General features: G+C 55.5%; 10 protein-coding genes. 4 read left to right on the top strand and 6 right to left on the bottom strand.

The window, feature by feature from the left end; translation table 11 throughout:
• Positions 1-9: 9 nt before the first annotated feature.
• The gene (gene uvrA, locus BGLCM_RS05015; protein WP_044085085.1) at positions 10-2,946 is read right to left on the bottom strand and encodes an excinuclease ABC subunit UvrA; all 2,937 of its coding nucleotides are present in this window, start codon (positions 2,944-2,946) and stop codon (positions 10-12) included.
• A 301-nt stretch (positions 2,947-3,247) separates the two neighbouring features.
• On the opposite strand from uvrA, the gene BGLCM_RS05010 reads away from it, so the two are divergent.
• Both BGLCM_RS05010 and BGLCM_RS05005 read left to right on the top strand, forming a co-directional pair.
• Positions 3,248-4,282, top strand: a complete 1,035-nt coding sequence (locus BGLCM_RS05010; protein WP_044085002.1) for a hypothetical protein — start codon at positions 3,248-3,250, stop codon at positions 4,280-4,282.
• 11 nt (positions 4,283-4,293) lie between these two features.
• Positions 4,294-4,896, top strand: coding sequence for a uracil-DNA glycosylase family protein (locus BGLCM_RS05005; RefSeq protein WP_052295071.1), 603 nt, complete (start codon positions 4,294-4,296; stop codon positions 4,894-4,896).
• A gap of 20 nt (positions 4,897-4,916) precedes the next feature.
• Here the strand turns inward: BGLCM_RS05005 and BGLCM_RS08445 are convergent, their stop codons facing one another.
• Positions 4,917-5,087 (bottom strand): hypothetical protein, encoded by a 171-nt coding sequence (locus BGLCM_RS08445; protein ID WP_006294154.1) that lies wholly within the window; start codon positions 5,085-5,087, stop codon positions 4,917-4,919.
• 51 nt (positions 5,088-5,138) lie between these two features.
• On the bottom strand, positions 5,139-5,663 hold the full coding sequence (locus BGLCM_RS05000; RefSeq protein WP_006294153.1) for a GNAT family N-acetyltransferase: 525 nt from the start codon (positions 5,661-5,663) through the stop codon (positions 5,139-5,141).
• Between the two features lie 202 nt (positions 5,664-5,865).
• Here BGLCM_RS05000 and BGLCM_RS04995 point away from each other — a divergent pair, with 202 nt between their 5' ends.
• Complete coding sequence (locus BGLCM_RS04995; RefSeq protein WP_006294152.1) at positions 5,866-7,467, top strand: ABC-F family ATP-binding cassette domain-containing protein; 1,602 nt, start codon at positions 5,866-5,868, stop codon at positions 7,465-7,467.
• A 110-nt stretch (positions 7,468-7,577) separates the two neighbouring features.
• On the opposite strand, the gene BGLCM_RS04990 is transcribed toward BGLCM_RS04995, so the two are convergent.
• Together BGLCM_RS04990 and bsh are read right to left on the bottom strand one after the other, a co-directional pair.
• The gene (locus tag BGLCM_RS04990; protein ID WP_044085001.1) at positions 7,578-8,330 is read right to left on the bottom strand and encodes a carboxymuconolactone decarboxylase family protein; all 753 of its coding nucleotides are present in this window, start codon (positions 8,328-8,330) and stop codon (positions 7,578-7,580) included.
• Positions 8,331-8,519: 189 nt separating this feature from the next.
• Positions 8,520-9,467: a choloylglycine hydrolase gene (bsh, locus tag BGLCM_RS04985; protein WP_006294150.1), complete on the bottom strand. Its 948-nt coding sequence runs from the start codon at positions 9,465-9,467 to the stop codon at positions 8,520-8,522.
• 333 nt (positions 9,468-9,800) lie between these two features.
• On the opposite strand from bsh, the gene BGLCM_RS04980 reads away from it, so the two are divergent.
• The gene (locus BGLCM_RS04980) at positions 9,801-11,612 is read left to right on the top strand and encodes a bifunctional ADP-dependent NAD(P)H-hydrate dehydratase/NAD(P)H-hydrate epimerase (RefSeq protein WP_006294149.1); all 1,812 of its coding nucleotides are present in this window, start codon (positions 9,801-9,803) and stop codon (positions 11,610-11,612) included.
• Between the two features lie 207 nt (positions 11,613-11,819).
• Here the strand turns inward: BGLCM_RS04980 and BGLCM_RS04975 are convergent, their stop codons facing one another.
• Positions 11,820-12,653, bottom strand: coding sequence for a nucleotidyltransferase domain-containing protein (locus tag BGLCM_RS04975; protein WP_044085084.1), 834 nt, complete (start codon positions 12,651-12,653; stop codon positions 11,820-11,822).
• Positions 12,654-12,764: the final 111 nt, after the last annotated feature.

Below are 12,764 nucleotides of genomic sequence, written 5' to 3'. Positions count from 1 at the left end.
CCAATACGTTTAACGCAACATGGGTTCGAGGTAGCGTCCTGTCCAGGATTGCTCGATGTGCGTTACCTGTTCGGGTGTGCCTTCAGCCACAATCGTGCCACCGCCATCGCCACCTTCAGGACCCAGGTCGATAATCCAATCCGCACTCTTGATGACATCAAGATTATGCTCGATCACAATCACCGTGTTGCCTTTGTCGACCAAACCTTGCAACACATGCAGTAGCTTGTTGACGTCTTCAAAATGCAAACCTGTGGTCGGTTCGTCAAGAATATACACGGTCTTGCCGGTGGAACGACGCTGCAATTCGGTGGCCAACTTGACGCGCTGTGATTCGCCACCCGACAACGTGGTGGCAGGCTGGCCCAAACGGATATAGCCCAATCCCACATCGACGAGTGTGTCAAGATAGCGTGAAATCGACGTATATGCCTTGAAAAACTGCGCGGCCTCACTGATCGGCATGTCCAAAATGTCGGCCACAGTCTTGCCGTTGTAAGTGACTTCTAACGTTTCGCGGTTATAGCGTTTGCCATGGCATTCCTCGCATTGCACATACACGTCAGGCAGGAAGTTCATTTCGATTTTGAGCGTACCGTCACCATGGCATGCTTCACACCGGCCTCCCTTCACGTTGAACGAGAACCGTCCTGGACCATAGCCGCGCACTTGCGCTTCAGGTGTTTTGGCGAACAACGCGCGAATCTTGTCCCACACGCCCGTATACGTGGCCGGGTTGGACCGTGGTGTGCGGCCAATCGGATTCTGGTCGACATGAATCACTTTGTCACACTGGTCAACGCCTTCCACGCGCGTATGCTTGCCCGGCACAATGCGTGCACCATTGAGCTTGTCAGCCAACACGGGATACAGGATCTGATTGACAAGCGTGGACTTGCCCGAACCGGACACACCCGTCACACAGGTCATGACGCCCAACGGGAACGACACAGTAAGGTTTTTCAGATTGTTTTCCCGCGCACCAACCACGGTGAGCCGTTTCGATTTCGACACCGTACGCCGCACGTCGGGTACGGCGATGGAACGGCGTCCGGCAATATAATCGCCGGTAATGGAACGCGGCGCCTTGACAAGATTCTTGGCGGGACCCGAATAGACGACTTCCCCACCATGCTCACCCGCACCGGGGCCGATATCAACCACCCAATCGGCGTTGCGTATCGTATCCTCATCATGTTCAACGACCACGAGCGTATTACCCAAATCACGCAAGTGATGCAACGTGTCAATCAGACGCGTGTTGTCACGCTGATGCAGACCAATGGACGGTTCGTCAAGCACATACATCACACCCACGAGGCCGGAACCGATTTGGGTGGCCAGACGGATGCGTTGCGCTTCACCACCCGACAGTGTTTTGGCAGCACGCGACAAAGTCAGATAATTCAAACCGACATCATTGAGGAACCCAAGTCGTGAACGGATTTCCTTGATGACTTCACTGGCGATTTGTGCAGCCGCGCCTTTCAGTTCAAGGTTCGTGATCCATTGCAACGATTGTTGCGCCGACATGTCACACACGTCGGCAATGGATTCGCCATCCACCGTCACAGCCAGCACTTCGGGCTTGAGTCTGCGTCCTTGACATACGGGACATGGCACTTCACGCATATACGACTCGTAATACTGTTTCATCTGGTCGGAATCCGTTTCCTCATGACGGCGCATGAGCGTACGGATCACACCTTCAAAACCCGTGGAGTACTCGCGCATACGTCCCCAACGGTTGCGATAACTGACCTCAACCTTAAAATCACGGCCATGCAAAATGGCATGACGCACTTCTTGGGGCAAATCCTTCCACGGCGTATCCAGATCAAAGCCCATCTGACGGGCCAAACCTTCCAGCAGATGGCGATAATAATCCCCTGTGGTCTTGGTCATCGTCCATGGCTCAATAGCGCCTTCATTGAGTGTTTTGTCAGGGTCAGGCACCACCAGTTCAGGATCGATTTCCAAACTGAATCCCAACCCTGTGCATTCGGGACACGCGCCATAAGGCGCGTTGAACGAGAATGTGCGCGGTTCAATCTCGTCAAGTTCCAGCTGATGGCCGTTCGGACATGACCGGTGTTCGGAAAACGGAATGCGACGCTCCGGGTCGTTTTCATCGCGATCAACGAAGTCAGCGACCATGATGCCATGGGACAGGCGCAATGCCGTTTCGACGGAATCGGTCAACCGTTGACGGATACCATTCTTGATCACCAAACGGTCGATCACCACTTCAATCGTATGTTTCTTCTGCTTGGTCAACGTGATTTCGTCCGACAACTGGCGCATTTCACCATCAATTAGCGCTCGCGCATAACCGTCGCCGCGCAGCAGTTCGAGCAAATCCTGGAATTCGCCTTTGCGGCCGCGCACCACGGGTGCCAGGATTTGGAAGCGTGTGCGTTCGGGTTGGCGCAACAGTTGGTCCACCATCTGCTGTGGTGTTTGGGCGCTGACCAGCGCTCCGCATTGCGGGCAATGCGGGATGCCTGTGCGCGCAAACAGCAGTCGCAAGTAATCGTAAATTTCGGTAATCGTGCCCACGGTGGAACGTGGATTGCGGTTCGTGGTTTTCTGGTCGATGGAGACAGCGGGACTCAACCCTTCGATGAAATCCACGTCAGGCTTGTCCATTTGGCCGAGGAACTGGCGTGCGTATGCCGACAATGATTCGACGTAGCGTCGCTGCCCTTCGGCGAACAACGTGTCGAACGCCATGGATGACTTGCCAGATCCCGACAATCCCGTAAACACAACCATGCGGTTGCGTGGGAATTCAAGATTGGCGTTCTTGAGATTGTGTTCGCGGGCGCCCTGCACGGTGATTTTCAAATCTTTGGGCAACCGGTCGAGTTGCGCGACGAGTGAACCGTCGTGCTCGTGCAATGTGGCTTTTTTGAGTTCGCGGCTTAGGAACGTATCACTATCCATGATGCGCTCCACCACGACGGGAGATTGCTTCGATGCGGATCGTGTGGCCAAACTATTCCTCCAAAACCATAGTGCCATTGCGGACCGTCGGCTGGTATTGCCGGATGGTGTCCAAGTTCAGGGCATGCAACCATATTCAACAATACCTCGAAACCGATCAAAAGTCGAACACATGTTCGATTGTTGATGGTTGGTGGTGACGTGTCGTCAGCACAGTGATGGGTTCTTTCATGGCTCTAGGTGAACATCCATCTCAACGCGTGATAATCAAGGCATACCGCATATGCCACAAGGAGCCAAGATGAATACCGACAGCCATACCGGACGTGAACATCGTGCCGACGTTACCTCTTCAACTAATCAACACGCGCAGGAGCATTCCCATTCCCGCACAGGCAATCAACATAATCATAGGCATCTGATTCGTGACGTGGACCTTGTCGTGCTATGGGCCGCGTTGGTGGTGTTCGCCGTGTTTGTGACGCTCATGCAATTCGGTGTGCTGGGCGCGCAACGCGCTTCGAACGCAGTGTCGTATTTCACGCCTGAACCGTGGATCAGTTTCGCGTGGATTGCCGTGTTTGCGTTGCTGGCGTTGTGGGCGATTCGTCTTGGCAACGCCAAACGTCGCCCACATCCTGTGCTGCGTACGCCGTTGAGCATGATCACGCTCGTGGCCGTACTTATTGCATTGTGCAGCATCGGATGGGTGGTGTGCTGGCATGTGGGCAATGCGCCCGGTGCGGTGCTGTGCATCATCGCGATGACGTTGCTCAGCTGGCAGGAAGGACGCATGGCTGTGCATCACGATTCGTCGCACTGGGCGAAATGGGCGTTTGAAGTGTTGGGCGCCTGGCTGCTCGTGGAAACCGTCATCGACATCTTCCGCATGGTGACGTCATTCATGGCCGTGGACGGTGTCGTCTCCGCTGTGGCGCAGAGCATATTCACGATGATTCTGGCTGCGCTGCTGCTTGGTGTCTCATGCGCGTTGAAAGCCAAGCGTCATGTCTGGCTGTTTGGCGTTGTTTCAGTCTGGAGTTTGTTGGCGATTGCTTTTAGGCTCATGTCAGTTTCCAAAGTGACGGCCATTGTTGTGATTGTGCTTATCACTTTGGCCGTGTTGTATATGGTCGTACCATGGGAACCCGTGTCCACAATCCTCGCGAAGCGTGACGCCGCCCACCAGGACACTTCAGCTGAAGACCATGACAATGACCATGAAATGGATGCATCGGCCGATACGGATACGGCAAGCACGACGCCATCATTGACGCCGCCCACTCCTCCGGCACAAGCGAATGATATACAAGCTGCAACTTCGCAGCAGGAATGAGGCAACGGGATATGACAACTACAACGCGTCGTCGCAAGCCGGTATCCCAAGGCACCTGGATGCATGTGGAGCATGGGTTCGGTCCTTGCTGGAACGAGCATTCACGCGTGCTGTTCCTCGGTACCATGGCCAGTCCGAAATCACGGGAGGCTGGATTCTTCTACATGCATCCGCAGAACAGGTTTTGGCCGATCATGCAAACCTTGTTCGCCAACCCGGACGATCCTGATGACCGTGTAGGCACCACTGCACAATCCCGCCGCGCTTTCGCATTGCGTCATGGTTTTGCGCTGTGGGATACCGTGGAATCATGCGACATCCTGGGTGCTTCCGACTCTAGTATCCGCAACGTGCACCCCGCTGATTTGGCGCCGATAATTCAAGGCTCCAACATCGACCATATTTATCCGGCCGGAACGAAGGCCATGCAGCTCTATGAGAAATACTGCAAGCCGAAACTTGCCCAAGACGGCATCGACTTGCCGGTGACAGCGCTGCCCTCAACCAGCCCGGCGTACGCCGTCAAAACGCTGCAACAAGTGACGGACATGTTCCGAGAACGCATGGACCCGCGAGATATTGAAGCGCTACGGGCCGGTGTGGGCGGCAAATAAACGCCCACACCTTAAGCCGGTCACGGTTCGACGTTGACGTCCACTTCCAACACCGCATGGAACAGGGCGGCCAATGACAGGATCGTGGCGCCAATGACGGCCGCCAACAAACCCGGATGGATTTTCGTAGCCGGACGCACATGGACATTGACGTGCGCGGCTTGCGGAACAGATGAATGTGCATGGTTCATGAAGTGACTCCTTGACGATTCATTGGTGAGTAATCCAACATGGGGCGGCCATCAGCGTTCCAGTGAGATGGCGTAATAATCAGCGTACCCGCGGTAAGCGCCGATGGACGTCCAACCATGGTCACGCAGCGCAAGACGACGCGCGGACGCGCCAGGACGCGCTTTGGTGACGAGACGGACGTTACCGAAATACGAGCGGAACGTGGAAACGGCATAGTCCAGCAATTGGCCAATAATATCAGGCTGTTCCCAAGCCGGCGCCAAATCGATACGCAGCACGCCAGTATCTCCCCCGAACCCCTCAATCGTGCCCACCGCATGAGCCGTAACATTCGACACCACAGTGAAACGCACAAAATTGCGTTGACGATAGTGGTCCAACCAATACGCAATGGTCGTTTCCATCTGTTGCCGGGACGGCATATAAAACCCGAAATCACAGTTATCGTCATTCATCAACGCCACAGCCTGCGGATCACTATATACAGTGGTCAGATACTCGGCATCATCCGGACTGACCAAACGCAACGTAACATCGGTAGTAGCCCGCACGGGCACAGTCTGATAAATATTCATGACTCCTCCTTGAACATGATGTCCCCCTACCGTCAACCATAGCCAACCTACCATAAACCAGCCGCTCAACGCGTGCACATTCGGTGAAAATCAAGAAAACATGACATCGCCCACAACACCGCCGTTCAACCGTGTTCGCTATGATGGACGGTCGGCAAGCAGTGAACAGAGAATCAGCATAAACCCAAGAAAGCGGTGGAACATGGCCATTGATGCGCAAGGACTGGAAATACAGATCGGTGCGCGCACACTGTTGCACCCAACAAATTTCCACGTGACCAAAGGCGACAAAATCGGTTTGGTCGGACGCAACGGAGCCGGCAAAACCACATTAACCCGCGTCATCACAGGCGAAACATTACCCACAGCCGGAACAGTGCGAGTCTCAGGCAAACTCGGATACCTGCCGCAAGACACGCATGCCGCCGACCCCGAACAAACAGCGTTGGACCGCATGATGAGCGCACGAGACATCGCCACAATCATCACGCGAATCCGCAAAGCCGAAAAAGAGATGACCGATCCCGACCCGAGCGTCATGACCAAAGCCATGAACCGCTACGACAAAGCCATGCAAGACTTCGAAAAAGCCGGCGGATACGCGGCACAATCAGAAGCCATAACCATGGCAACAAGCCTTGGACTACCCCAAGACGTAATGAGCCAACCACTAGGCACACTATCCGGCGGACAACGCCGTCGCATCGAACTGGCACGCATCCTGTTCTCCAACGCCGACACATTGATCCTGGACGAACCAACCAACCATTTGGACGCCGACTCAATCGAATGGCTACGCGACTACCTGAAAAAATATGAAGGCGGATTCCTCGTCATCTCCCACTCAGTAGAACTACTCGACGAAGTCGTCAACAAAGTCTGGCGCCTCGACGCGCAACGCGGCATGATCGACATGTATTCACTCGACTACAAATCGTATCTGAAACAAGTGGAAGTCGACGAAGAACGCCGACGCCGCGAACGCGAAGTGGCCGAAAAGAAAGCCGCCCGCCTCATGCAACAAGGCATCCGCCTACACGCCAAAGCCACCAAAGCCGTAGCCGCAAAAAACATGAGGCGCCGCGCAGAAAACCTACTAGCCGAAACAAGCGAAGCACAAAAACAAGAAAAAGTAGCCGACATCCGCTTCCCAGAACCAGCCCCCTGCGGCAAAACACCAATCGAAGCCAAAGACATCTCCAAAGAATACGGAGACAACCTCGTATTCGCCGGCGTGGACCTGGCCATCGACAAAGGCTCACGCGTAGTCATCCTCGGCTATAACGGCGCCGGCAAAACCACAACATTACGTCTACTCGCCCATCTAGAACAACCAGACACCGGCTCAGTCGACTACGGCCACGGATGCAAAATCGGCTATTTCGCACAAGAACACGACACACTCGACCTGGACCGTACCGTACTGGAAAACCTCCAAGCCGTAGCACCCGAATTAACCGATACCCAAGCACGATCCATCCTGGGATCATTCCTATTCTCCGGCGATGACGCATTCAAACCGGCACGCGTACTGTCAGGCGGTGAGAAGACACGATTGGCGCTCGCCACACTCGTCACGTCACGAGCCAATGTGTTGTTGCTTGACGAGCCGACGAACAACCTCGATCCGGCATCGCGTGACGAAATCCTCAAAGCCATCGCCAAATATGAAGGCGCCATTGTGCTCGTGACCCACGATGAGGGTGCCGTCAAAGCATTGAACCCCGAACGCGTGCTGATCATGCCTGATGGCGATGAGGATTTGTGGAACGACTCCTATTTGTCGTTGGTGGCTGAAGAATAACCCGAACACGGTTGAACAACATGCGTGAACCCCAAACAGCATCAGACATGATGGCTGTTTGGGGTCCACGTGTTGTTATGCGGTACGAGTTGCTCCGCGTTCGTTGTGGCCTATTGCTGGTCCGGCAGGCAGGCCAGCGCGTTAAGTGTGCGCGGATAGCCGATGTACGGCATGATTTGTGAGATCACGGCAATCAGGAACTCGCGTGAATTGCCAATGGCGATGTTGCCGGCGGTATGCGCTTTCATTTGCGGTTCTGTGCCGCCAAGACCGGCAAGGAAGCACAGCGTGACCATCTCGCGTTCACGCAATGACAACCCTTGACGCGTGTAATAGTCGCCAAAACAGTTGGCGGACAGCCAACGATTGATGTGACGGCGATCCTCAGCTCCCGAGGAAGCGAAGCCACGCATACCTTCGCCAAAAATCGCAACTTGCAAGTCCTCACCCGCTTGGTCACGTTGATCATGGTTCACGGTGGCACCGGATGCCAAGGGCAGTTGCACGTTCTCAGCGTTGAGATACTCATTCGTCTTTTTCAGGAACGGCAACATGCGCGCAAAACCGACATAAGCAGTGGACTGGTAGATGATTTCCTTGAGCGCCACGGAATCCAGACCTGTGCTGTATGAGACGGGCAGCATCATCTCAAATGCATCCAAACCACCAGTACCAATGATTGCCGCCATGATGGCCATCGAACGGGTACGGTCGTCAAGGTCGGGATGCGTAGCACCTGGATCATTGATTACCTCGTCATAGGCGAAATTGGAGAACAGTGCCACGAATTCAGGGTCAGTCTGTTCCAACGTGCGATCGTCATTCCAGAATTTGTTCATCCTCCGTTTGAGATCATCAAACATGGCTATGTCTCCTCCATCCGGCATGCCGTTATTGCATACATCATCATTGGCATGGTGTGGCTACCATCCATGCCGCACCATGCAAGCGTTCCTCCCGAGCATACAACCAGAGGCGTGCCACTGGGATTGCAATCCCGATGACACGCCTCTGGTAAACGTCAATCGCAAGTCGCGACTAGTTGGGAAAACTCAGGCAGCCTGCTGGATTTGGTCGCTCGTCAAGTCGAAGTCGCTCAATGCGTGGGCCTTGACCGTGTAATCCTCATACGTGTTGTAGTAGTACGTATTGGTCAGCGCCGAATAGCAGCTTGAGTAAATCGTCTTCTCGAACTGGCCGCCGGCCACTTCAGCGCCGCCAAGGATGAAGGCCGAGTTCTGCAGTGTCTTGAGCAAGCGCTGCACATTGTCCTTCTCACCCTTCATATCCGGGTAGTGGGCGTTCGCGTAAGCGGCGCGCACAAAACGCGACGGCGAAGAATAATCGCCAGGCAGGCCAAACATGCTCGTGCCGGAACCCCAAGGAGTGAGCTCAAGCTTGTCCCAAGTCTCAGTGGCCGGGAACTCAGGCTTGGCGCCCATGTAGTTACGCAGGTTCTCCAGATGGTAGCCGAAGGTGGGCTGGTTCGTCAGCACATCCACCGGGTTGTGATACAGATGCAAACCGTCAGCCATGTATTCAACGATGATGGAACGGTCCTTGTCCGCAATGATCCAGTGCAACATGGAAACCGGATATTCGTCGCTGACAGGCACACCAACGATGGCCACATCCTTGAGTGCCGCTTCAGCCTCATCGACTGTGTCGAAGTTGCGGGCGATCCAGAATGGGAACTCATAGGCGGCCACATTCGTCTTGCCGTCAACAGGGCCTTCCTCATACTGGGCATAACCCGGGAAGTTCAGGCCGCCAACAGCCAAGCCATTCTCGTTGGCACAATCGAAGTACAGCGGAATGCCATCGCATGTGATGCCCATGCCGAGCACGGCGCGCTTGCCGTCAGGCGCACCGAACTTGGTTTGATAGGTGAAACCTGCTGGTGTCATCGTCACCTTCTCGCCGTAATCAACAGTCCAGTCCAGGTTGCGGCCAAAATACAGGTTGCCGTCAGCATCGGTGAAACGAACGCCAGTGCACATATCATGCCCCTTTTCTTTCTCGACGCCCCATCATGCGTGTGATTGCCGCACAGTGGCGCCGTATCGAGTGGATGCCCTGATTGTAGGAACGCTACTCTGAAGAATTTCTGAGTGTTCTCTGGTAAAGCAATGGCATCCGGAGTGGTGACACTGCCGGCATGCGGTATTGTGCTGGTGTAGGCGTGGTATTGCAAGGCCTTACGCAACGTGGCTAGTGCGAGCGGTGCGCGCAGGCGTATGTACACTTCACGCGAAGAGCAAAGTATTGCAATGATTGGCATGATGTGGCGTATATACGTTGCATGACTGTGACACCGCGAAAGGACCTCGCCCATGGATGAGCATCTTGAATCCACCCATTTGCACACATTGGTGCATGGCGCGTATGACGTAGCCACTGTGCGCGCCATGGAACAACCGCTGCTGCGGCAAGGAGTGCCGCTCATGCAATCCGCGGCTGCTGCCGTGGCACAGAACGTGCGCCATATGCTTGACACCCTGCAGTTGGTGCCTGAAGCCACACGCATCGCATTGCTGGCCGGCGCTGGCGACAATGGTGGCGACGGCCTCTATGCGGGAGCCGTGCTGGCCCACCATGGTTACCATGTCACAGCCATTGCCGTAGGCCGTTCATTACACCGAGAAGCATATCAGGCATTCATTCAGTCGGGCGGCCATATTTGGACGCTTGATCCGGACAACCATATTCCGGGTTCTCCTGCCGGGTTCAGTGCGGGCGAAGCAGGTGAACGCTTGGAACGCGCCATCAGTTTTTGCCATAATGCCCATGTGCTGATCGACGCCATGACTGGAATCGGCTTGTCAGGGCCATTACATGGCATTCCGGCAGCCATGGCCCAAGCGTTGGGTGTGGAATGCGGTGCGCCGGACCGTCCTGCCACCGCTGTGCGCAACGACATTGACGGTATGGCACAGCACTATCCGATCGTAATCGCCGTTGACACGCCATCCGGCGTGGGTGTTGATGACGGCAATCTTGATGGTCCATATATCCCAGCTGATTTGACTGTGATGTTTGGTGCCATGAAACCCTGCGCCATGTTGCCTCCGGCCTCGTATGCATGCGGTACGGTTTCACTGGTCGACTTCGGTTTTGATTTGGACAACGCCACTGCGCTCGTGACAATGACGAGTGCCGACGATGCTGCCGCCTGCATCCGTCCCGTACGTTTGAGCGATGCCAAATACGCGCGCGGTGTGGTAGGCCTAATCACCGGTTCACAACGCTACCCAGGTGCCGCCGTATTGTCCGCCAGCGGTGCTGCACGGTCCAACATCGGCATGGTACGGTACATGGGTCCCACACGAGCACAGGATCTTGTGCTCCACACACTTGCGGAGGCCACCATCGGCAAAGGCCATGTGCAATCCTGGGTCGTGGGATCCGGCGTGCCAGGAGCTCATGATGCCGGGGCGGATGAAGACATGCAACGCGAGGCCATTGCGGCATTGCTAGCGCACTATGCGCTCGATGCGCAACAGTCTTCGTCAATATCCGAACCCACCATGCAGGCCGCCGTATCAGATTCGACTTCCCTATCGCAAGCTGAACTGATGCCGCCTATCGTCGTGGACGCCGGTGCGTTGGACATGTTGCCAACCCATGTAGGACCCCAAGTCGTCCTCACCCCCCATGCCGGTGAATTAGCACGGCTGCTCACGCGTCTGGGACACGACGTCACCGAACAACAAGTGCAACAAGCACCATTGCGCCATGCGCGCATCGCAGCCGATTTGACCGGAGCTACCGTGCTGATCAAAGGTGCCATCACACTCGTTGTGCAACCCGGAACGCCCCGCGTGGTGGCAGCCGGTCGCGCTCCAGCCCAATTGGCCACAGCGGGCGCGGGCGATGTGCTCGGCGGCGTCATCGCAGCATTGCTCGCTCAGCAAGCCGACATCATTGACTACAACCCCACTGCTATCTGTGAGGTAGTGGCTGCTGGAGCTTACGTGCATGGATTGGCCGCGGCGCTTGCCGCTGATGCACAGCAGCGTGGTTGGATGCGACCCTCACTGTTTGGACTCGAAGACTTTGAGGAAGCCCCCGTGGATTGCGGTCATCCCATTGTGGCGACCGACGTGGTCGATGCGCTCCCTCAAGCGTTCAGCCGGTTGTGCTGATTGTGCTACGGCGCCCAGAAGCATACTGCCCCCGTGCCGTTCATGGCCATGGTGCCAGTCTGACCCTCGCAATAGCGCAATATCGCCGGAGGCCGTGTCCATGCATCCATGACGACGTGTGAACACGGACTCCCATATGGTGGTACACCCTCCCGTGCATCGATACGAGTTGCCACTCAATGCAATACCGGTTGCACTGCATTGGTTTCAGCTGGCATCCTCAGGCATCTGCTGTGCCACAAGCCGCTGCATATTCGTCACCATTGAGGCCACCATAGCATTCAGCGTGTCAGCATCGGCGTGCATGGCCGGCACCAAGGCGTCCAGGTTTTCTTCAAACTGTTCCGGAAGCGCTGCACAATCACGCAACGCTAACGTGCGCATACGTTTCTCACCCGGGTGCGTGACGCGATTGAGCGCGAACAGTGCGTCAAAATATGAATCCAGGAACGCTGCCACACGGTTGATCACATTGACAGTGTCGCCGCGCGATGCGGCTTTGGCAATTTGATGGTCGTATGCGGGCAATGTGCCGCTGAGCAGGTTCATGTTGCGTTCCACCACCGCGCGACGCAAGTTTTCCGGGTAGGCGACGTCAAAGCGTTGTTTCGCTTGTTCCAGACGTCCGTTGCGGTCAAACACCGTGCGGCTGGTAATCACGTTGTGCCACATGCACGTCGTGTATCCGTTGGACGGATTGGCGTGTTCCACCACTTGGGCGACGCCGTCCATAAACCCGTCAATGTCGCGGTACAGGATGTCAATGTCAATGCCGTCATTGAGTGTGCAATTGTCTTCCATCTCCCAGTAATGGTTGCCGATTTCCAGCACGGAACAGTACTGTTCCAGCAGTTCGTGGCGTTGTTCGTCGGGGATGGGTTCATTCACATAGACATACACGTCGTAATCGGAACGCGCATCGTTGTTGCCGCTCGCTCGCGATCCTCCCAGGGCGATGGCTTCGACTTGTGGCCATTGCGCCATGCGTGCGAACAGTTCTTCCACGTCTACGGTCGGTGTATTGGTATTTGCCTGCTGCATGGAGCCCTCCTTGGCTGCATTGTTGAACAAGGCCATGCTTCTCATCTCGCGACGTCGTCGTCCCTTGAGCCAATGACAGCGTAATCATCTGTTGAAAGTGGTCATTGTTGA

Origin of the sequence: Bifidobacterium gallicum DSM 20093 = LMG 11596 (assembly GCF_000741205.1) — a bacterium.
In the GTDB taxonomy this organism is placed as follows: Bacteria; Actinomycetota; Actinomycetes; order Actinomycetales; family Bifidobacteriaceae; genus Bifidobacterium; species Bifidobacterium gallicum.
The sequence above is the reverse complement of the archived record's forward strand: the minus strand, read 5'-3'. Positions and strand labels throughout refer to the sequence as shown.